Origin of the sequence: Micromonospora sp. NPDC049051, assembly GCF_043197575.1 — a bacterium.
In the GTDB taxonomy this organism is placed as follows: domain Bacteria; phylum Actinomycetota; class Actinomycetes; order Mycobacteriales; family Micromonosporaceae; genus Micromonospora.
The window spans coordinates 447,468-469,862 of record NZ_JBICTL010000002.1 but is presented as its reverse complement, the minus strand read 5'-3'; the positions used below and the strand labels follow the sequence as shown (position 1 = coordinate 469,862).

At 67.1% G+C, this 22,395-nt stretch carries 10 protein-coding genes and 2 pseudogenes; 8 read left to right on the top strand and 4 right to left on the bottom strand.

Going from position 1 to position 22,395, the window contains the following annotated elements; translation table 11 throughout:
- The first annotated feature begins 15 nt into the window (after positions 1-15).
- The 3 genes and pseudogenes from ACGFIR_RS09360 to ACGFIR_RS09350 all read left to right on the top strand — a co-directional run.
- Positions 16-1,434 carry a hypothetical protein gene (locus tag ACGFIR_RS09360; RefSeq protein WP_393144137.1) on the top strand — a complete coding sequence of 473 codons (1,419 nt, stop codon included), beginning with the start codon at positions 16-18 and terminating at the stop codon, positions 1,432-1,434.
- A complete protein-coding gene (locus ACGFIR_RS09355; protein WP_393144135.1) occupies positions 1,427-4,165 on the top strand; it encodes a hypothetical protein in 2,739 nt (912 codons plus the stop codon). Before ACGFIR_RS09360 ends, ACGFIR_RS09355 begins: the two co-directional genes overlap by 8 nt.
- Before the next feature lie 495 nt (positions 4,166-4,660).
- Positions 4,661-5,629 (top strand): annotated as a pseudogene (locus ACGFIR_RS09350) (IS256 family transposase); the annotation flags it as partial.
- 50 nt (positions 5,630-5,679) lie between these two features.
- On the opposite strand, the gene ACGFIR_RS09345 reads toward ACGFIR_RS09350, so the two are convergent.
- Positions 5,680-6,459, bottom strand: coding sequence for a transposase family protein (locus tag ACGFIR_RS09345; protein ID WP_393144714.1), 780 nt, complete (start codon positions 6,457-6,459; stop codon positions 5,680-5,682).
- An 852-nt stretch (positions 6,460-7,311) separates the two neighbouring features.
- Between ACGFIR_RS09345 and ACGFIR_RS09340 the strand changes: the two genes are divergently transcribed.
- The 3 genes from ACGFIR_RS09340 (at position 7,312) to ACGFIR_RS09330 (ending at position 16,038) form a co-directional block, all read left to right on the top strand.
- Positions 7,312-14,433, top strand: a complete 7,122-nt coding sequence (locus ACGFIR_RS09340) for an FG-GAP-like repeat-containing protein (RefSeq protein ID WP_393144133.1) — start codon at positions 7,312-7,314, stop codon at positions 14,431-14,433.
- A 13-nt stretch (positions 14,434-14,446) separates the two neighbouring features.
- Positions 14,447-14,896: an SMI1/KNR4 family protein gene (locus tag ACGFIR_RS09335; RefSeq protein ID WP_393144131.1), complete on the top strand. Its 450-nt coding sequence runs from the start codon at positions 14,447-14,449 to the stop codon at positions 14,894-14,896.
- A 353-nt stretch (positions 14,897-15,249) separates the two neighbouring features.
- Positions 15,250-16,038, top strand: coding sequence for a hypothetical protein (locus tag ACGFIR_RS09330; protein WP_393144129.1), 789 nt, complete (start codon positions 15,250-15,252; stop codon positions 16,036-16,038).
- 179 nt (positions 16,039-16,217) lie between these two features.
- Here ACGFIR_RS09330 and ACGFIR_RS09325 read toward each other — a convergent pair whose 3' ends face one another.
- Complete coding sequence (locus ACGFIR_RS09325) at positions 16,218-16,937, bottom strand: hypothetical protein (RefSeq protein ID WP_393144127.1); 720 nt, start codon at positions 16,935-16,937, stop codon at positions 16,218-16,220.
- A 1,381-nt stretch (positions 16,938-18,318) separates the two neighbouring features.
- Between ACGFIR_RS09325 and ACGFIR_RS09320 the strand changes: the two are divergent.
- Positions 18,319-18,513 (top strand): annotated as a pseudogene (locus ACGFIR_RS09320) (zinc-ribbon domain-containing protein); the annotation flags it as partial.
- Between the two features lie 72 nt (positions 18,514-18,585).
- Positions 18,586-21,114 (top strand): zinc-ribbon domain-containing protein, encoded by a 2,529-nt coding sequence (locus tag ACGFIR_RS09315; protein ID WP_393144712.1) that lies wholly within the window; start codon positions 18,586-18,588, stop codon positions 21,112-21,114.
- A gap of 98 nt (positions 21,115-21,212) precedes the next feature.
- Here ACGFIR_RS09315 and ACGFIR_RS09310 read toward each other — a convergent pair whose 3' ends face one another.
- On the bottom strand, positions 21,213-21,425 hold the full coding sequence (locus tag ACGFIR_RS09310; protein ID WP_393144125.1) for a hypothetical protein: 213 nt from the start codon (positions 21,423-21,425) through the stop codon (positions 21,213-21,215).
- Positions 21,426-21,620: 195 nt separating this feature from the next.
- Positions 21,621-22,328 (bottom strand): hypothetical protein, encoded by a 708-nt coding sequence (locus tag ACGFIR_RS09305; protein WP_393144123.1) that lies wholly within the window; start codon positions 22,326-22,328, stop codon positions 21,621-21,623.
- Positions 22,329-22,395 lie beyond the last annotated feature (67 nt).

The following is a 22,395-nucleotide window of genomic DNA, read 5'->3' as shown; positions in this document are numbered from 1 at the left end:
CGGTTTCCGCTGTCGGTGGAGCGGTTCACCATGAACGTTGTAGATCGGCTTGTCCCCGGGGTCACGACGGTTACTCTCAACGCCCGCTACTACGCGCTTCACGGCCTGATCTCCGCGGAGGCGCAGAGGCGGGGCTTGTCCCGCAGCGCGGCACAGGGCTTGTTGCGCCGGGCTGAGGTCGTCGTTGGGGCGGTGTCGGCGCGTCACTACCGCGCCGCCAGCTTCGCCCACGAGGCGCTGTCCCGACCGCACGGATACGACGAGATCCTGAGGCGGGCGTCCGACGGCGGCGTGGATGTGGCGGAGTTGGCCGCGCCGGGTGTCTACGCAAAGCCGAATTGGGGTTTCTGGCCGGCGTACCGGGGCTCCGAGGTTCTGCTTCGAATCGTGACCAGAGCCGACAACATCGGTCCCGGTGACCAGATGGATACCGGCGCTGTCGCTCAGGGGCTCGGCGACGTGCTCGACCTGGTCAGCAGGCGGACGCTGGACGACGCGACGCTCGACGCCTACGAGTCGCTGTGCATCTGCCATTCGGCCACCAGCGCGGACGGCGCTTGGCTCGCCCGACTGTTCGCCGCCTCGGACGTCGAGACGCCCGCGACGCGTGCCGGTGTCCGCCGGCAAACGCTGCGCATGATCGCCCGCGTTATTCAGCTGACGGAGGTCCGCCGGGTAACCCGTGACGTGTCGCGATTTCTTGCATACGAGCCGGAGGCGATGAACGACCCGGTGCTGTCCGCATTGGAACTGTCCGATGAGTGGCGGGGCCTCATTCTGCGCAACTACTCCGTCACGGCGTGGCGGAGCCTCTGGGCTTGGCTTGTCAACGGCATCCAAGGGCTCACGCCCCGCGCGGAGCTGGCCGCACACCTCGCGGACCTGCTACCCGACAGCACCGTGGGAGCGTTCCGGGACGGGCTGCCACGAACCATGGACAGCACGGGACGGCCGGTGCCCGCCGAGCACGATCCGGGCCTGTGGGGCCTGGAGACTCCCGTGCGCGACCTCGGCGTGCTGGCCCTCGGCGCCCGCCGTGTGCGTGAGTTGGCCGGTCGGGAGCTGCACGGCTTCGAGGGACACGAGGCACAGGACCGCTACGAGGAGCTGGCGCCGCGGTGGTTAGCCGACCAGCTTGACCGATGGCACGACAGGTCGCTACGCGACTTCGCCCGATGGCTCACCGACACGATGGTCGACCGGTCGCAGCGGCTCGCGCTGGCCAAGGCACGCCTCGATCCCCGAAAGGGCGTTCTGAAGATTCCCACCCGGGTGCATCTTCGCGATGACCTGCTGTTCCGCGACTCCCACGAGACCGCGGGTTCCGCCTCGCTGCGGTGGGACCAACTGGCCGGCATCCTCGCCGGCATGGGCCTGCTCGTCCGCACCGACGACGTGTGGGGGATCGGTGACCGGGGTGACCTCATTGCCTGACCAGGCCTTCGACATCGACGGCGGTGACGACCAGAACGCCGGCGACGTCGTGACAGTGCCGTCGCCTCTTCCGTACATCTTTGCCGAGGAGAAACACGCCGACCGGCAGGCCCGTGAGGCGTTGTTCTGCACCTTCAACGCCGACCTAGGCTTCTTCGAGCGCGCCGTGCTGGGCGTCACCCAGGCGACCGGTGCCCGCGTTACGGTCGTCGGCGACCTGCGCATGTCCAATCCGGACCCGCGCGCCGCCCGAAACGCCGGCACCCGCTACGTGCACGGCCTCGCCGCACCCCCAACCGCGGGGAGGGCCTTCCACCCCAAGCTCACCGTCATCGTGGGGCCCGCCCGGGCGCTGGTGGCCGTCGGCTCGGGCAACCTTTCGGTCGGCGGCTGGCACCTCAACGCCGAGATCTGGACGATCGCCGCCGCAGATCGGGACCGGTGTCCCCGGCTGGTCGTCGACGCGGCGGAATGGCTGCGGAGCGTCGCCCGGCTCTGCGCGATCAGCCCGCCCGCCGCCGACGCGATGGGTCGCACCGCCGCCGCCCTCGAGGCCTTGAGCGGCGGCCAGGTCGTTGAGACGGGCCACCGGCTGGTGCACAGCTCCGACGCCCCCATCATCGACCAGCTCCCGGTCACGCCCGTGGAGTGCCTGCGGCTCTACGCGCCGTTTCACGACGCGCGCGCCGAGGCAATCCAGGAGCTGGCACTACGTCTGGCCCCCGCACGTGTCACGCTCGCCGTGCAATCCGGGCACCGGACCGTCGTGCAACCCGAGGCGATAGCCCGTGTGATCGGCGACCTCGGCATCGACCTCGAGGTGGTGGAGGACCGGCACCGCTCCTACCGGCACGGCAAGCTCGTCGAAGCCATCGGCTACGACGGCGCATGCTGGACGCTCACCGGCAGCCCCAACCTATCCTCGGCGGCCCTGCTCAAGCCCGTCCCCGACGGCGGAAACGTCGAGCTCGGCGTCCTCGCCCAGCCCGCCACACCGCTGTTTCCCGGAGGCGTGCCGATCCGCCTCGACGAGGTGCCCGCCGTCCGGATCAGCACGACCAACCACGTCGACAGGGCCACCGGGGCCACGCTCCTTGCGGCGACCCGCGTCGCCGGCGGACTGCACATCACCTTCGCGCACCCCACACCCTGCCCGGTATGGATCGTGGCCTCCGCCAACACCGACTTCGACACCTGGGCCGACGTCGGCGCCGTCCCCAAAGGCGCCGTCCAACACCTCATCGCCGGCGTCGACCTGCCCGGCGGATCCCGGGTGCGGACGGCATGGACCGAACACGGCGTCACGCGCGAGGGAAACCTGGTGTTCGTCACCGATCCCGCACGGACCATGTTCCGGGTGAGCGACGAGCCGCAGGGAGGATCCCAGGGGCCGATCGAGATCCTCGCCGACGCGCGCCTGGCCGAACGGTGGCTCCACGGGGTCCGGCAGCTCACCGCCGCCCGCGCCAGCATCGCCCTACCTCCCGCGGGCGGCACCAGCGGGCACACCGGCAAGTCGGAGGCAGCCACCGGCACGCCGAGGCTCGATACCGACCCCGAGGACTGGCTGCGCTACAGCGACGACGCCAAAAGCCGGCTCGGCACAGCCATGTTCCACTTCTCACTCGGCGGGTTTGCGGCCCTCTCCGCCGCCAGCACGAGCTACGGCAGCGACCTGCTGCAGCCGACCGACCTCCTCAGCGACGAACGCGCCGCCGGACTCGACGGAGACGACGCGAACACCGTCAACGACGACATCGACCCCTCGACCGGGCAGAACGCCGACCTCGGTGGTTCCCTTAACGCGGACGACGAGAGCGACCCGAACGACGACAACGACGAGCGAGCGCTGCGCGAGCTGCGCCGCATCGGCCGCGCACTCACCCGCGCCGTTCGCGTCGACCTCGCCCACCTGCCCGCCATCGACCGGTTGGCGGTCGGGACGCTCGTGCTCGTCGGCGTCGAACTGGGCGCCTGGGAGACGCCGCATGGCGAGCAAGGGTGGATCACCGTGCTCGCCCAGGTGGTCGAGACGCTCGACCTGGACGACATACCACCGGCCATCGAGGCCAACGTCGCGAGCGTGGCCGCTGTCGCTCTCTACCTCATTCGCGACCACCTACCCACGGCGGGCCGCCCCGCCGAGTACCTGCGCTACGAGGAGGCCGCCCAACGGGCCGCGCACCTCGTGGTCGCCGCCGATGTCACCATCGTGGCCGACCACGCGGAGGCCATAAGCAACAGCCGCGGCTTCCCCATCGACCCGGACGACGTCATGCGCACCGTGGCGATGATCGTCGACGACGACCCGCTCGCTACCGCCATCGACAGACTGGAGAACCGCCGGCCGGCCTGGCGGGTGAGCCGGCACGCTGACACCGCACTCCACGTCGGCGGCACCTTCACCAACCCGTTCCACGTGGCGGCCGAGGCTCTCGACGCCATCGACGGCGCCGACGTCGTCGCCGTGTGGGCCACCGGCGCGAACGGTAGATGGGCGATCGCCGCCCGGGCCGCAGATGACCTAATCCGGGTAGAGCAGCACGACGGAGCGGTGCGATGGTGGCACTACCGGCTCACGGTGCTCGGCGACGCCACCCGCATCGCCCGGGACACTGAACTTGCTAGCCGCGTCCGCATCAACCACGGCCCGCTCAACCGCCCCTTCCCGGACGCACTGACCCTACTGGCCAGGGCCGGCATCAACGTTGCTTCGGGACCACCGGAGTAGGCGGTCGGGGCGGCGCCGTTCCGGATTGGCGGCGTATACCGGCTTGACTTGGCTCGCATGATCGTAGGCATGACCCGAAGCTTCACCCGCGTGGCCGTGGCCGTCGCCGTCGTTGCACTCGCGATGGCGGCGTGCGGCGAGAGCAAGCCCACGGCTGAGAGCGGCTCGTCGCCTGTTGCAACTAGCGCGTCGCCAACTGTCGCCGAGTCGTGGGCGAGCCCCACGCCACCGCCGGCGTCGCCTCCGACGCGCCACGATCCAGAGACCGAAGGCCAACTGAGGCGGTTTCTGCTGATGTCAGACGACTTCGGGCCTATGTGGCAAAGCGACAGCGCTGACGCGCCAGGGAAGCAGCGGACCAACGACCCAGACTGCAGGGCTGCGTCCATGGAAGTGGTGTACGACTTGCCCGTGATGGGCGTGTTGCGTAGATGAGAGACGGCCACCGCGCGATCCTTCGAGACGGCTAAGTCGAACGAAGGAGAGTGATGCGCGATGGCCGCATCTGAGAGTGTGAACCCTGTTGACCTGCTGTGCGAGCAGATCGCGGGCGCGTCGCCGGATGTGTTGCAGGCGATGATCAAGACGTTCGCGCAGGCGGTGATGTCCGCCGAGGCGGACGCGATCTGCGGCGCCGGTTACGGGCAGCGCAGCGACGAGCGGGTCAACTCTCGTAACGGCTACCGGCCGAGAGAGTGGGACACCCGCGCCGGCACGATCGATCTGGCGGTTCCGAAGCTGCGCCACGGCAGCTACTTCCCGGACTGGTTGCTGACCCATCGCCGGCGGGCGGAACAGGCCCTGGTCTCGGTGGTGGCCACGAGCTACCTGCTCGGGGTGTCGACGCGGCGGGTGGAGAAGCTGGTCGAACAGTTGGGCATCCGGCAGCTGTCGAAGTCGCAGGTGTCGGAGATGGCCACCCACCTCGACGCCCAAGTCGAGGCGTTCCGCAACCGACCCCTCGACGCCGCCCACTACACCTTCGTGTGGATGGACGCGCTGACGATGAAAGTCCGTGAGCACGGGCGCACCGTCAATGTCCATGCCCTGATCGCGGTCGGCGTCAACGCCGATGGCCAACGCGAAGTGTTGGGCCTCGACGTCGCCTCCGACGAGGACGGCGCCGGCTGGCTGGCATTCCTGCGGTCGTTGACCGCCCGCGGCCTGTCCGACGTCCGTCTGGTCATCTCCGACGCCCACGCCGGCCTCGTGCAGGCGATCGGCGCCGCCCTGCCCGGCGCCTCCTGGCAACGCTGCCGCACCCACTACCTGCGCAACCTGCTCACCAAAGTCCCGAAGTCCGCACAGCCCTGGATCGCGACCCTGGTGCGCACAATCTTCGACCAGCCCGACGCCGACGCCGTCCGAGCCCAGTTCCAGCGTGTCGTGACCACGATCGAAGCGAAGTTCCCCGCCGCGGCCGAGCACCTCGACACCGCCCGCGACGACCTGCTCGCCTTCACTAAGGGACGTCTCGTAACTCAGTGAAGGCGTTGTCCGGCATCGGCCGGCGGTCAGCCAGCGAGGATGATGTTGTGGAGGTTGGCGATGCCGGAAGCGGCGTCGGCCAATGTGTGGGCGGCGCGGCGGTAGTCACGCAGGATTTTGAAGCACTTCATCCTGGCCAGGGCGTGTTCGATCCCTGCTCGGACGGTGCGGTGTTCGACGTTGAGGGCCTCCTTCCAGGCGGGCAGGTCGGTGCCGTCGGAGGGCTTGCGGTACGGCATGATCACCTCGGGGTTGCCGCGGTAGCCGCCGTCGGCCATCACCGGCCGCCCGTCGAGCTTCTCCTGGATGCCCGAGGTGCGGTAGACGATGGTGTCGTTGCGGTTGCCCGGCTGCGGGTCGCCGACGGCGATGACCAGGCGGGTGGAGGCGTCGATGGCGACCTGCAGGTTCGTCGAGTACCGATAGTTCTTGCTCCGAGCGGCCAGGCGGTGATCGCGGGTGGGGACCAGAGTCCCGTCGACGATCGCGATCTGCTCAACCGGCCGCTTACGCACCGGCGCCAAGGCCAGCAGCGGCGCGAGGGTGTCGATGACCCGGTGCGCCGCGGAGTGCGACACCCCGAACAGCGGGCCGATCTGCCGCATCGTCAGGTTCGTCCGCCAGTACGCGGCGACCAGCAACACCCGATCCGGCAGGTCGAGGGCCCACTGCCGGCCCGGCCGGCCGTCAGCGATGCCGTCACCGCCACGCTCGGCGACCAGCCGGACCAGCTTGCGGAACTGAGCGGGCTGCAACCCGGTGAACGGGAAAATCCACTCAGAGTGGGCAGCGGTGATCACCTGCACCCCGGCATCCTGCCCGGCCATCCTCAACAGACAGACACCAGGGTTACGAGACGTCCCTTAGGGTATACGAGCGTCAAGCAATCCGATGTGCGCAAGGCCCTGCGACGGGATCCTGCCCCGACACCCAGCCAGCGTCACAACAGAGGAAATCAGGCCAGGCGAGCCGGCAACCTCCCCGTACCCGTAGACCAACCCGCTACAAGCGGCCGAATGAGCGACTTCGTAGTCGCAGTGCGCAATCGCTGGATCAAGGCGCCAGATCTCAGCGTTCAGGCGATGACGAGGCTCTTGCACGGACGCGGGTGGACCATGTTCACCGAGGACGACGTCCGCAAGGTGCTGCAATCGTTCATGTCCGCGCCAAGCCCGGACCGCAAACCCTCTCGAACGGCAGCTTGGAAGGGCAGGGCTGCGAAGTCGGGGCACAGAGCCAAGGGTGCAACTGCTTCGCCGCAATCTCGCGCGGACATCTGCCCGTCCTGCGGGGTAGCTGTATCGAGCATGGGACAGTGCCGCTGTTCGTAACAGCATGCCTCTGCTGCGACGTCGCGGGCGATCCCGCTGACTCGGCCTCGTCTGCCGGCGGCCATGCCGACAGCTCGCGGACTGCCGTCTGCGCCAGTGGCAACTCTGTTCGGTCTGGACCGCGGCGGCATCCGATTTGCTATTGCTTGTGAACATCAGTCGCAAGTCGGTCTTGACCAGGCTTTAGTGATTACGCAGTGTGCTGTTGATGGATCGTTGGGGTGACTTTGGCATCATTTGTGGTTGCAGTTTGTGATCGATATTGACCATGTGTGTCGATCTCCCTAGCGTTCGCGATCACGTGTTGTGTGGCTGGGGAGGCCCCGAGTGGTTGATGGCGTTGGTGCGTCGTCTGTGTTTGTCCGTCTGGAGAAGGCGGTTCGCTGGGGGTCTCTGGCGGTGGCGTCGTTGCTGGTGGTGACGTTGTTGCCGGCTGTGCCTGCGGTGGCGCGTCCGTCTTCGCCGGGGGCGGTGAAGGATCGTTCGGTGCCGGTGCAGAGGCTGGCTGCGCGGGAGCGTGGAGTGTCTGCGTCTGACGGGCAGCAGTGGGAGACGGAGCCTGCTTCTTTGCCGGGGCCTGCGTCTGCGGTGTTGGATGTTGAGCCGGCTTCGCCCGATCCTGGCGGGGGCGAGCGTGAGCTGGTGGGGGATCTTCCGCTTCGGTTTACGGCGGATGCGGCTGTGCCGTTGCCGGCGCCTGCGCAGATGCGGGTGCAGGTGGCTGATCGGGCGGAGTCGACGGCGTCGGGTGTGCCGGTGTTGTTGCGGTTGGACCGGGTGGACGACGGCGAGAGTCGTGCGCGTGTGCGTCTTGAGGTGGACTACTCAGGTTTTCGGGATGCGTACGGGGCGGATTGGGCTTCACGGCTGCGGTTGGCGCGGTTGACGCCGTGCTCCGGTGCGCGGGCGGGCACGGCTGCGGGTTGCGGTGTTGAGGAAGTGCTTCCGTCGACGAATGACCCGACCTCCGGTGTGCTGTCAGCAGGCGTGGATCTCGCTGCCAGTACTGGCAGCGACTTCAACTCCCTGAACTCGGCCGATAGTGAGATCGCTGCCGATGCGGTGGTGGCGTTGGTGGCCGGCACGGATGGCGAGACTGGGTCGTTTGCCAAGACTTCGTTGGCCGGATCGTCGGGGTGGCAGGCAGGCAAGCCATCGGGCGACTTCAGCTATTCGTATGAGGTGGACGTTCCGGCGGCTCCGGCTGGCGTGGAGCCGGAGGTGGAGTTCAGCTACTCGTCCGGGGCGGTGGACGGCCGCACGAACGGTGAGAATGGGCAGACGTCGTGGCTGGGGGAGGGCTGGGGCTTCGAGCCGGGCTATGTCGAGCGGTCGTACCGCTCGTGCAAGGACGACCAGCTGCCGGCCCCGACCTACACCAACGCGACCGGGGATCTGTGCTGGAGGCAGGACAACGCGACGCTGGTGTGGCAGGGCCGCTCCACGGAGTTGGTGCGCGACACCGCCAGCGGTTCGTGGCGGTTGGCCGACGACGATGGCAGTCGTGTCGAGCTGTTGCAGGATGGCGCGGACTGGAACGCCGCCACCGACATGTTTTCACCCGGCGACTTCGACGGCGACGGCAAGACGGATGTGCTTCTGCGTCGGGCCGCCGACGCGGATCTCTACCTGGTACGCGGTGACGGAGCCGGCGGTTGGCTGAACAACGGCGCGGCGACGAAGATCGGCTCGTTCGACTCCGCGAATATCGTCTTCTCTCCGGGAGACTTCACGGGCGACGGAAACCCGGATGTGCTGTGGCGCAAGGCGTCGGATGGCACATTGTGGCTGCTACGTGGTAACGGCGCTGGAGGCTTTCTCTCAGGCACCAGCGAGCAGATCGGCACGTTCAGCACCGCGAATGTGATGTTCGGCCGCGGTGACTTCAGCGGTGACGGCAAGGTCGATGTGCTGTGGCGCCGGGCCTCTGACGGCGTGCTGTTCATGATGCGCGGCAACGGCACCGGCGGCTGGGTGACCGCCCAAAGCGAGCAGATCGGTACGGGCTTCAACAGCCAGGACCTGATGCTCTCGCCGGGTGACTTCAACGGTGACAACAAGGTCGACGTGATCACCCGTGACGGCACGACCAAGAACTTGATGTTGTTTACCGGCAACGGCACCGGCGGGTGGATCTCGGGCGTTGGTACGCAGATCGCTTCCGGCCCGGGCAGCGCCGACATCGTCTTCTCCGGTGGTGACCACGACGGCGACGCTAAGCCCGACGTGATGTGGCGCCAAGCCAGCAGCAAGGACGTCTACCTGCTCACGGGCAACGGCACCGGAGGATGGAAGACCGGCGTGTCGGTCAACATCACAGATCCGGTCCGTCTCAAGAACGGCGACGACAACGGCGAGCACTGGCGGCTGACCACCACCGACGGGGTGCAGTACTACTTCGGCCGCACCCGCCTGCCGGGGTGGACCGCGAACCAGCGAGAAACCGCATCGGTGTGGACCGCCCCGGTGTTCGGCAACAGCGCGGCTGAGCCCTGCTGGCGCAATGGCGGCTTCGCATCTTCCTATTGTTCGCAGGGGTGGCGGTGGAACCTCGACCACGTTGTGGATCCGCACCAAAACTCGATGTCCTACTGGTACAGCCGGGAGCAGGCCCGCACAGGGTTGGCGAACAACGCCAACACCACCGCGGTCTACGAGCGCGGCGGCAGGTTGGAGCGCATCGAGTACGGCACCCGCGTCGGCCAGGAAACCACCGGCACGCCGGGTATGCGGGTGGTGTTCTCGCCAGGTGACCGGTGTCTGACGTCCTGCTGGTCCGGGACGACGCCCACGGTGGCGAACTGGCCGGACACGCCATGGGATCTCAACTGTGCGATCACCGCCACGTCGTGCGCCAGCAACCTCAGCCCGTCGTTCTGGACGACGAGGCGGCTGGCGAAGGTCACCACCCAGGTGTGGGACGGTTCCACCCACGCTCCGATCGACGAGTGGACTCTGACCCACCAGTTCCCCGCCACGGGTGAGGCGTCGGTCAGCCCGGCACTGTGGTTGGCGAACATCGTCAAGACCGGTAAGGACGGTGGCAGCAAAGCCCTACCGATGATCGACTTCGGTGGTACCCGCTACGCCAACCGCACCGACTACAACTTGTCCGCCGGCGTGCCGATGGTCAACCGCTACCGCATCACCCGCGTCAGCGACGAGCACGGTGGCGAAACCGTCGTGACCTACGAAGGGTCCGACTGCACCGTCACCTCGCAGGCAGACCCCGACGTCAACTCCAAGCGCTGCTTCCCCCAGTACTACTACCCGCCGCTCGCGCCGGCCCCCGGCTGGTCCTGGTGGAACAAGTACCGCGTCACGAAGGTCGTCGACAAGGACCTCGTCGGCGGCAACCCGGACCTCGAGGAAACCTACAGTTACTCGACCGACGGATCCTCCACCACGGTGCTGTGGCATCACAGCGACGGCGCCGCCACCTGGGCCAGCCCGCTGGACAAGCGGACCTGGTCGGACTTTCGTGGCTGGTCCACCGTGACCGTCACCGCCGGTGCCACCGGTCAGCCCCAGTCACAGACCAAGTCTCTGTACTTCCGCGGGATGGACGGCGACCGAACCGACAACGGCGAGGGCACCCGAGACGCGAAGATCACGAACTCGTTGGGTGAGGTGACCGAGGACCACTCGCACCTCGCCGGCATCCTGCACGAGGAGATCGAATACGACGGCGCCGCCGGTGCGGCCCGCAGCAAGTCGATCACCGCACCGTGGCAGCATCAAACCGCGCACCGCCAGTCCGCCGCCGCACTCGCACAGCCGTCCAGCGCCTACGCCTACTACACCGACGCCGGCACCACCAGGTCCATGACCTGGCTGGCCGCGTCGTCGACGTGGCGGACAACCAGAACGGTCAACACCTACGAGACCACCTACGGCACCATCACTGGCGTCGCCGACCACGGCGACATCAACGTCGCCACCGACGACACCTGCACCACCTACGAGTACGCCCGCAACACGACGGCCTGGTTGATCGAGTTCCCGTCACAGGCCACTACGACGACCTGCGCCGCCACGCCGGGCCCCGACGACACCCTGTCAGGCAGCCGCACCTACTACGACAACAACCCGCTCGGCACCATCGGTAGCCGGGGCCTGCCCACCCGTACGGAAGCGCTGTCGGGTTTCACCGGCACGACCCCCACATACCTGAAGCGGTCGACCGCCACTTACGACGCCCTCGGCCGTATCCTGACCTCCGCCGATGGCCTGGACCAGATCACCACCATCGCCTACACGCCCGCGGCGGGCGGCCCGGTAACCCAGGTCACAGAGACCAACCCGAAATCACACACCACCACCGCGAATCTCAACCTGAGAGGCGCACCAACCACCGTCGTTGACGCCAACGGCAAAACCACCACCGCCAGCTACGACCCCCTCGGACGGCAGTTGAAGCTCTGGCTGCCCGGCCGCCCCACCAGTGGCACTGCCAACGAGGAGTACGTCTACGGCACCGACAGCCGCGCGGTCGCCAACTACCTACACAGCAAGCAGCTGGGGCCCAACGGCAACCAGATCAGTAGCTTCGAGATCTACGACGGACACCTGCGGCTTCGGCAGACACAGGCCACCGCCCCCGACGGCAAACGCGTCATCTCGGATATCCGCTACGACTCCCGCGGCCTCGTCGTCAAGGAATCAGCGTTCTACAACAGCGCCAGCGCCCCCACCAGCGCCCTGGTGACCTTCACCGACGCCACCGTTCCCACGCAACGCCGCTACACCTACGACGGCACCGAAGACCTCACCCACGACGCCCTGTGGTCACTCAACGTCGAGAAGTGGCACACCGCCATCACCTACGACGGCGACCGCGTCAACGTCGACCCACCCACCGGCGGTATCCCCACCACCACCATCGAAGACGCCTCCGGCCGCACCATCGCCCAACGCCAGTACAAGGGCACCAGTCCAGCCGGCGACTACGACGAGACCACCTACGCCTACGACCGCCTCGACCGGCTCACCTCCGTCACCGACTCCGCCGGCAACACCTGGACCCACACCTACGACCGCCTCAACCGCCAAACTCAGAGCACCGACCCGGACGCCGGCACGAGCACCTTCGGCTACGACAACAACGACCAGCTGACCACCACCACCGACGGCCGCGGTGAAGTCCTGCACCACGCCTACGACTCACTCGGCCGACCCACCGAGCTGCGCGACGACAACGCGAGCGGCGCCCTACGCGCCTCCTGGGTCTACGACACCCTCGCCAAGGGCTACCCCACCTCCGCGACCCGCCACCACACCAGTGGCGCCTACGTCCAGCAGGTCACCGCATACACCGACCTCTACCAGCCGACCGGCAACACCGACACCATCCCCGCCAGCCAGGGACTCCTCGGCGGCACCTACAGCACCGGCTTCGGCTACCACCCCAACGGCACCCCCGCCACCACCGAACTGCCCGCCAAGGGCGGACTGCCCGCCGAAACGGTGACATACAACTTCACCGACCAGGGATACCTCGCCGGCGTCACCGGCCTGGACACCTACCTCGCCAGCGCCCAGTACTACTGGCACGGCGCCATCAAGCAACAAACCCTGGGCTCCGGCACCACCCGCGCCCGCCTCACCACCACCCTGGACGATGCCACCGGCCGACTCACCAAGTCGGAAGTCCACACCGAGAACCAGACCACCCCGGACACGTGGGTCGAGAAACTCACCGAGCAATACACCCACGACCCCGCCGGCAACGTCACCAGCATCACCGAAACCAACGGCACCACCACCGTCGCCAACCAGTGCTTCGGCTACGACTACCTCCAACGACTCACCGAAGCCTGGACCACCAGCGCCGCCACCTGCCAAACCACACCCACACAGTCCATCGTCGGCGGCGCCGACGCCTACTGGCACTCCTACACCTACGACAAGACCGGCAACCGACTCACCGACACCCGCCACACCGCCACCGGCGACACCACCCGCGACTACACCTACCCCACCGCTGGAACTACCCGCCCCCACACCCTCACCGGCACCACCACCCGAGGCGGCGGACCCAGCAGCACCTACACCTACGACAACGGCGGCTATCTAAGCACCCGCACCAGCACCGGCAAGCCCAACCAAACCCTCACCTTCGACGCCGAAGGCAACCTCACCGCACTCGCCAACGGCACCACCATTCACACCTACATCTACGACACCACCGGCAACCGCCTCATCGCCGACAACCCCGGCACCGAAAAGACCCTCTACCTCGGCGACACCGAATACCACCTCAGCCACGCCACCGGCCAAGTCACCGCCACCCGCTACTACCCCAACGCCGTACGCACCACCACCGACGGCCTCACCTGGATGGCCGCCAACCACCACGGCACCAACCAACTCGCCATCAACGCCACCACCCTCACCACCACCCGCCGACGCCTCACCCCCTTCGGCGAAGACCGCGGCGCACCACCAGCCACCTGGCCCGACAACAAAGGCCTCGTCGGCGGCACCAACGACCCCACCGGATACACCCACCTCGGCGCCCGCCAATACGACCCCACCACCGGCCGCTTCACCTCCGTCGACCCCCTCATCAACTACAGCGACCCACAAACCCTGCACGGCTACGCCTACGCCAACAACAGCCCCATCACCTACACCGACCCCGACGGCCTCATGGTCTGCGCAGACTGCGGCGCAGGAGGCGGCGGTGCCGCCGGAGGAGCCGCACGCAACGCCAGCACAGGCAACATCGTCGGCAAGACAGCAGTCAAAAAGTCCACCAGCGCCATCCTGAAAAAGGTCAAGAAGCCTACCAAGACCCGCAACGACGACCTCGACGAACGTCGAGCACAAAGACGCAAAAGTACCCCCAAGCGCCTTACTGAGCGCGACGAAATGCGGCAGATCAAAGACGAGATCCGCAGGAACCCCAACAAGAACAAGAAGCCTAAGCCTGCCCCTCCCCCTAAGCCGAGCAAGCCGAGCAAAGCGGCCAAGCCGAGCAAGCCTGCCAAATCCAGCAGCGGCGGTGCTAGTAAGCGGAGCTCCAAGTCCAGCCAAAAGCCGAAGGCAAAGTCAGGAGGAGGTAAGCCTTCGAAGGGGAAGGCTGGCGTGCGGGATGTAGACTGGCGGGACGAAACAGGAGCCGGACCTTCAGTTGATCCCATTAGAGTCGAAGGGCCCTGGACGCTAGGCGACATTGGCAAGGGCGCACATGGTAAACGTCCTAAGCATCTAGGGGATCGGATTGAGATCCACCATGCCGACCAGATGCCGGGCTCAGCCATCCACGAACTGGACGAGGTGGTGCATCGCGGCGCCGGGACCACGCTGCATCGTAATTACAGGAACCAGGGCGTAAGTCCTGCAATGAGACTGGAGGACACCCAACTACACTGGTGGTATCGATCTCAGGAGCGAGGCTGGGGCCACTATAATCCTCGACTTTGGTACGATAACTGGCCAGCGTAGATAGGTGGAAAATATGGATCTGGAAGAGTTTCAGGCTCGCTTGCAGAGATATATCGATCAGCAAGGCGCAGACATGGTATCCCAGTTCGACCTAGTGGATCTCGAGCCTGTCGCCGAGCGTGACCTGTCCCACGCAGAGCGGACACTTGGCGTTATTTTGCCTGCATCATATAGAAGATTTATGAAGGCCTACGGTGGCGGCTCCATCTTCAGGCTCGAGTTGCTTGCCGTCGGATCAGCGGACGCTCGTGACGACCTGGTAAACGTTAACCTTAGTGGAGCGTTCGAGAACTTCGTAGCCGTTGCCCCCGTTGGTACGGGAGACTGGTGGGGCTTCGCTTCCAGTAACGGGGAGTGCGAAATTGCTGTGAGCCTCCGCGACCATGAAGATGGCAGTATTCATTTCGATGCGTCGGACTTTCTCAGCTTTGTCGCGAAGCGCGGATGGGGAGAGGAGGTGTAAAGTATTGAGATGCTTTTATGGCTACCAAGGGTGGTCTTGCTGCCGGGTGGGCGACGGTCAGGGTCCGGAAGGGCTGGCACTTCCCGCATCGATGTAGAACTTTGGAGTCTGCCGCGCCGGCGTTGTGCAGATCCCGCGCGTTGAGGCTCGGATCCCAAGCGCAGCGTCCTGAACAGGGCCTCCGTCACGGTGACCTCTCGACGGATCCGAAGGCGTGAGCCGTGCAGGCTTCCGCCTGTCAGTCGCGTGACACACGCTCATGGCCGAGATGAGTGTGTCGAGGACCCGAGCCGCTGGACGCATCGGGGATCGTCCACATCCATCTGGAATGCAAGATTGTGGATAACTGCGACGTGCGTGATGTTGCCAGAATCGGCGGTATGGGTTTACGGGCGCGATGGACAACCATCGTGGATCGCTTGTCGTCCTCCTACGCCGAAGCGTTTGCCGCAGGGTACGCGCGTGCAGCGTTTCGCAGTTCGAGTCGGTCACGGGCGAGCGCTGCGCTGGTTCAGGCTGCGGATGAGATGTCGGCCAAGGGCGAACACGCAGTGGCAGAGGCCCTGTACCGCAAGGCGGTAGGAGCCGGAGACCACCGGGCCGTGGTCAAGCTGGTCAACTGGCCGGCTATCCGGGAGGACCAGGCTGCGATGGAGGCCGTGTATCGAGCGGCGATCACAGCCGGTGACGTTCAATCGTTGCCGTCATTGGCGGCGCTGCGCGCCCGGCAGGGCGACACGGCCGAAGCTCGCGTGTTGTTCACGGCCGCCGCCGAGTCCGGCAGCGTCAACGCGTTGACGATGTATGCGACCTTCCTGCACAACCACGGCGAGCCCGACGAGCTCGGTGAAGCGATCGATCATCGCCGTCGCCAGGTGACGGCCGGTGACACCGATTCCCTGCCGATCCTCGGCGCGCTGTTGCTGAAGGTGCCGCACCGACAGGTCGAAGCGGAGGCCATACTGCGTCAGGGTGCCGCGCTGTTGGAGAACCGTTGCCGATGCCTGCTCGCTGCGCTGCTGTTGGACCGAGGTGCGACCGGTGAAGCAGCTGAGCTGGTCCGGCGGGTACGCGCCACCGGTAAAGTCCTGGTACGCCGTTACGCCGAGCAGCTCGCGGAGGAGTACGAGCTGCCGTCGTAATTTCCCCAAGCCAACAGCAGCACAAGCCCGGCTGGCCTCGCGACTGAACATCCGGATCTGCCGCCGTCCGAGCGTTAGGAGGCGTGACGAGGGGTCGTAGGATCCGTCGCGCCGAGATAGGGGAGTCCTCCTGCGTTACCGAATCACCTGTGCGCCGCTGTGGCGGCATCGGCGTCTCGTTAGTGGGCCGCTTGCTTGCCCACTGTGCAGGCTCGGATCGCGATGGTGACCTGGTCGCCCGCGGCGGGGTCGATGACGCAGTGCAGGCCGAGGTCTGTGATGCGGCCGTCGCGTGCGTCCCACTCGCGGGCACCGGCGTCACGTCCCAAGATTGGACCGAGCGAGTCGATCGTGGCCTTCCAGAGGTTCGGCCAGGCGCGGCGGGGCCCGACCACGAACGCAAGCTGGAGGGCGATACCGCCTCCGGGAAGTGGTTGCGCGGCGGTGATCTGGTCGCGGATCTGCCGCTTGTAGGCGGTGGTACTGGCTGACGCAGTCGTGCGCACCTGCAGCGAGTACAGTCCGCCGGGATCCTGGACAGTGTGCGTCTGGCATACCGCGACCGAGGACCTCGTTGCATGCCGCTTGGTCGCCCACACTGAGGCGAACTGCCGCCCGATGCCCTTGGTCAGCTTCGGAACGAGCGGAAACAGGTAGTTGTCGAGGTCGTTGAGCGCGAGCAGGGACACGTTGTCCGGCAGCCCGATGTCCACGCGTAGCGCGAGCGGATCCGGTGTGACGCGTGACTGCACGGCGACGGCCGCCTGAACCTCGGCGACAAACGCGGCGGAGCGAACCTGGCCAGGTGACCCAGCCGTGTCCCAACTGGCCAGGGCAGGCGGAACGCTCAGTGCGCTTCCCATGGACTCTGGGCGCGCATAGAAGACAGGCAAGGTCACAGGTGAGTCTATCGCCAGAGCAGAGCTCTGTCGCCCGTCGTGCCTGTCCGCTGCTCGGAGCAGTGATCCTCGATTGCCTTCACTCTCATGCCGCTGACCGTGCGCGCGCCGCGGTGCTGTCTCCTAGACCTCCGAAGTGCCGAAGTGCCGGGCGACGCCGCGGTCGCCCGCCGGGATCGGGGAGCACGTAGGGAGCAGCCGGGTGCGCAGAACGGCGTTGAACTGCATCCAACAGCACGCAACGGCGCTCAACTACAACCGCGCCCACCTGCGGGTTCTCGTTTCTGCAGGTCAGAGTCGGTGCGGCGTCCTGCTTCACACAACTGCACTCAACGGCAACGAACGGCGTTCAACGGCACTCTATATCGCCTGGTAGGCGAGTATCCGCAGGTCAGAGCGGTAAGGTCTGCTGGCTGAGCGGGCCTTACGGGTGGGTGCAGAATGGGTGCAGAATGGGCGAAGTGGTCACCGCGTCCGAAGCGCTCATCGGCGCCGCGCATAGGGAAGCGCTGTGACCTGCGACGATGCCGGCGAGCAACCCGGCGTGACCACCCTGAGAACCTCGAAGTGGTCAGGGTTCGCTGCTCCCCGCCTGGCTGGTGCCGGCTGTCGGCCTAGGGCCTGCCAGCGCCGATCACGAGGGCCATACCGCATCGACGTACGGCTCTGGGCGCCGCCGTGGCGGCGGCGATATGAATCCCGCGAGTTGAGACCCGAATCCCACCCGGCAAACCTCTGAGCAGGGCTTCGTGAGCGGTGACCTCTTCGGCGGATGCGAAGAGCTCCGCGAGTCCTCGGACTCGCCCTCGCGGCGGCCCAAGTCGTCGCCACGGATATTGAACTGTGGCATGACCTGGCGCTCGTCCTACTCGTCGGCGCGATGCTTTGCCTGGGTGAACTTACTCGGGACGCCGACCTCGCCACCACGATCCGCAGTCTCCACGACCGGGTGTGGGCAATCGCTGGATCCACCCAAGATCCCGCTCTGCGGCGTGCTGCGGTCGCCTCCGCCCTACGCGGGTCACGGACTGGTCGCCAATCTGGCACCCCAGCCGGTCGCTGCTTGACCCAACCGTCCGAGCTGCAAAACGATCTGCCGCTGAGGCCTGCGCACATCCTTCCAGCCACCGCACCCGAGGCCCTGAGGGCCATCGCCGAGGAGCTGCTCCTCACGACGGAGCCATTTGTCAACCCATCGTGAGGCCGGACGACCTCAGGCACGCGTGGATCACCGTGTCGTTTACTTTCAGTAACCGCTTCCATGAACAGCCACGAGAGGACACGGAAGGTCGACACGCTTGCGGCCTTGACCTGCGTCCCCGCACCACCGCCATGAGCGGAAGGATTCGAAGGTGTCGTACTCGGTTGCCATGATGCGGGTGTGGCTGCCAAGACCCGGGAGACGGTGGCGAGCGCCCATCCGGAACTCCTGCTGGAACTGCTTGAGGTGAAAGGTTGGACGGGGACTTTGGGAGACCTTCCCCGCGGCTCGAAGCGCGAGGCCCGGTGGAGGTGCGAGGCCTGTGGGCACGAGTGGTGGCAGGCGGTCGCGGTGCGGGTGCGAGCGGCACCCGGTTGCAAGGGTTGCCGGAGCCGTCTGCGGCGCAAGGCTGACACGCCGGGGCCGGGCCGTAGCCTAAGGGAAGTAATGCCGGAGCTGGCCCCCGAGTGGCTGGAGTGCATCACCTACCCCACCGCCACACCCGACACGATCAGCGCCCAGTCTGCGGCCGAGGTGCGGTGGCGCTGCTCGGCATGCGGCCACTCCTGGGTGGGCCCAATCTCGCGGCGGACCGGGTCTGGGGGCGGCGGTTGCAAGCCGTGCGCGGGCAAGCGCCGGTCCGACGCCAACTCCCGGCGGGTGGTCAACCGGGTCGGCGACGTGTGCCCGGAGATCGTCGAGTTCTTCCTGCGCTGGGAGGACCCGGCCGAGCAGGCGCCGGTGGCCGAGGTGAGCGTCCGCTCCGACAAGGTGGCGTGGTGGCGTTGTGCCTGCGGCAACACCTGGCACACGAGAGTCCGGCTCCGGGTCGCCGGAAGCGTCTGCCCACGATGCCGGGCCGCGAACCGGCGGCCGCGTACCACAGCGCCATTGCGCAGCACCCACCCCAGGGTCGCCGACATGTTTGTCCGCAATCTCACCCATCCGCAACGCACCCCCGACTCCATGCCGAAATCTGCGACTGATCGGTGCCGATGGCGGTGCAGCGCTTGCGATCATGAGTGGGAGCAAACGGTGCTTAACGTGGTCGGCGCCGGCCGGCCCTGCCCTCGATGCGCTGTTTTGATGGTCGGCGCGCCGCAGCCCGGCCGATCGCTCGCTGACCTGTCCCCCGAGATCGCGGCCCAGTTCGTCGCCAACCAGCGGCGTCCCGAGCGCGGCCCGGCCCTTCTGCGTCCGAACTCGGTCGACCGGTGCTTATGGCGCTGCGGCGACTGTGCGCACGAGTGGGTGTCCACCGTGACGAATCGGACCGCTGGCCGTGGCTGCCCGCCCTGCGGGCGCCGACGCGCGGGTGAGCTGCTGCGGGATCCTGGTGAAGCCGCTTTGTTCAGCAGCACGCATCCGGAGCAGGCCGCCACGTTCGTCGCCAACAAGTCCCATCCTGGCCGGGGGCCGCAGAGCTTCACCGCAGGGACCAACGACATCTGCGTCTGGCGCTGCCCAGAGTGTTCCCGGCACTTCGAACGCTCGGTCGTCACCCATGCAACCCGGCTGCTCTGCGCCACATGCGCGTACCTGGCTCTGGGCGCCGCCAAGCGGATCGCCCCTGAGAAGAAGTCGCTCGCCACGCTCATGCCGGAGGTTGCCTCGTCCTTCGTGGCGAACCTCTCCTGGCCCGGGGAGGGGCCGGCGACGCTGTACCCGCGAGCTGGCGCCCTCTGCTCTTGGCGCTGTCGGTGCGGTGCGCTCTTCGAGGCGCGCGTGCGCGATCGCGCGAAATCGCCCGACTACGGCTGCGGCCGGTGCCGCCGCCGTGGCCGAAGCCTCCTCGAACTGGAGCTCGCCCACCTGCTGGCGGCCGCTACGGGCGAGGAGGTGGAAGTTGACGTCCGCATCGACGGCGGCCGGCGCTCGGCGGAGCGGCTTGACCTATTCCTGCCCTCAGCCGAGATCTACATCGACCTGGACCCGGCCCAGTGGCACGCCGGCACTGCCGCTCACGCCCGGGACCTGCGCAAAACGGAGGTCATGGCCAAGCTGGGCGTGCGCTATGTGCGGGTTCGGCAGCCTGGCACTCCGCCGGTTCCAGGGGAGACCGTGGTCGCGGGCACCAAGGACGCAACGGAATGGTTTCTGGTCCTCGCAAAATGGCTGCAGACGCAGTCCGTTCCGTGCCCGCCCCTGTCCGCCGACCGGATCGCCGCATGTCTCGCCGCAGCGCGCGGGGAGTGGAAGGCTTTCCAGATCACCCCACCCAGCGAGAGTCTGGCCGCCGTGCTTCCCGAGCTGGCGAGTGAACTGGTCGAGAACCTGACTCGTCCGGAGATGGGCGCGCAGTGGCTGCTTCCCGGCTCCGCGGACCGGTGCGTCTGGCGGTGCGGAACCTGCCAGCACGTCTGGCGCACCCAGGTGGTCAGCCGGACCCGCAACAAAACCGGCTGCCCGAAATGCTCCCGGCGGGAACACTCCTACCAGGCTCGCCTGAGCCGGGCCAAACTCCGGGTCCGTGACGTCGCTCCCGAACTGCTCACCCAGGCCGTGCGCATCCTCGACGTCGAAAAGGCCCGCGACATTGAGCTGCTCGACCTGGCCCGCGGGTCGACCATCCGCGTGCTCTGGCGATGCCCCGACTGTGGACACGAGTGGGTGGCCCCGGTCGTAAGCCGCACCTCCGGGCGCGGTTGCCAGCCGTGCGGCATCCGCCGGCGTACCGCGTCCCGCCGAGAGCCGCCGCCCGGTGGATCGCTGACCGACCTACATCCCGAGATCTCGCGTACCTTCCTGGCGAACCTGGACCATCCTGATCGGGGGCCAGATCGGCTCCGCCCCGGATCCCACGACCGCTGCCGGTGGCACTGCCCCTGCTGTGGATCGACGGAATGGGTGACAACGGTCTCAGCCCGAATCCAGCGGCAGGGCTGCGGAAGGTGCCGCGGCCTGAGGACCGGCAGGCGGAGCGTCATCGCCAGCAAGGACGACGGGCCGCAGTTCGACGCGCTTCTATTGTTCTGAGGTGAGGTCCCCGGTAGCTGGGAGGCTGTCAACGCCGGCTGAGGTTTTCAGGCGGAGCCGACAGCACCCGGCGTTCACGCAGGTGAATCGGCGGACCGTCAACGCGACCAGCGCCTCATGGCCACCCAACTGACATCTGCCAGCCGCCGCACATAGCGACCATGCACGGTGGTCGACCAAGCGCTGCAGGCGCCACACCGTGCCCGCACCGTCTGTGTCGCCGCGTTGATCCTGACCCCGACGGCCCGGACCACCACCGCTTCCAGCCGCAGGCCCGTCAGGTGCGGCAGCAACGCCGCAATGATCTCCATCCCGGCACCCAACCCGAACTACCGACGAGCGCGACTCACAAAATGTGTGCCAGAGCCAGTTTTCAGGCGGAGCCGACAGCCGTACGCCCTGAAGCGGCCGAGGTGACCGTGTAGGCGGCCAACCAAGACAGGAGGCGGCGGTGCCCCGCGGCAATTACGAACAAGATCGTGAGGACTTCGCCGCCCTCGTCAGCGTCAGGAGGGCCAGGCAACCTCGTGGTAGGTCACCGACGAAGTGATCGAGATGAGGTACTTCTGCCCCCGCAGCGGACCGTTCCATAGCGAGTCCAGGTCGACCGGGTGGTCGTCCTGAAATACCAGGGGCCAGCGGGGTTCCACGGGATATTGTCTGGCTCTGGAGTCAGTCGCCTGCGACCAGCTGACGTGGAGCGGACCGTCGTACCCCGGCGCGACGTAGGTCCACGTCGGCGGCGACAGGAGCTGCCCATTATCAGTCGTGCCGCCGGCCGCGAGGTTGGCCTCCACGTCCTGCAGCGACTCGCCGTTGACCGCCGTCAACCCAGTCTGCTTCGCCGCCGCATCCAACTGGCGCCGTACATCGGGCAGGTCTCCCCGGACGGCGAAGTACCTCGTCTCACCCCAGCTGCACTGCAGGCGGTAGGAGTCATGCGGGAAGACGCCGTGCGTGTCGCCGGCTAGGCAGCTGTCGGATGTCGATGCCGCCACCGGCCGCATCCCCGGTGTCCGCTCGGCGACACCTGTCAGGATCTTGTTGAGCTGGGATGCAACGGACGCGCTTGCCTGCCGGACCGCGCCGGAGTTGGCCTCCCGGGTGGCACCCTCCGGGGTGGGGGCGTCGGACCCGCATCCCGTCAGGGCGAGCGCCACGAGCAGAACAGTCGCCAGCTTGACCGGGAGCGAGGAAGCCACAATCACCAGCATGTCGGGCCTGCCACAGTCGGCGCATGAGCTGCCGTACTCATCCTGTGGCACGCGGACTTGACGCCTC

Excerpts from the sequence above, each read along its gene's own strand:
- ACGFIR_RS09335 (WP_393144131.1), top strand. The coding sequence starts at position 14,447 with ATGGATCTGGAAGAGTTTCAGGCTCGCTTGCAGAGATATATCGATCAG.
- ACGFIR_RS09315 (WP_393144712.1), top strand. The coding sequence starts at position 18,586 with ATGCCGGAGCTGGCCCCCGAGTGGCTGGAGTGCATCACCTACCCCACC.
- ACGFIR_RS09310 (WP_393144125.1), bottom strand. The coding sequence starts at position 21,425 with ATGGAGATCATTGCGGCGTTGCTGCCGCACCTGACGGGCCTGCGGCTG.
- ACGFIR_RS09305 (WP_393144123.1), bottom strand. The coding sequence starts at position 22,328 with ATGCTGGTGATTGTGGCTTCCTCGCTCCCGGTCAAGCTGGCGACTGTT.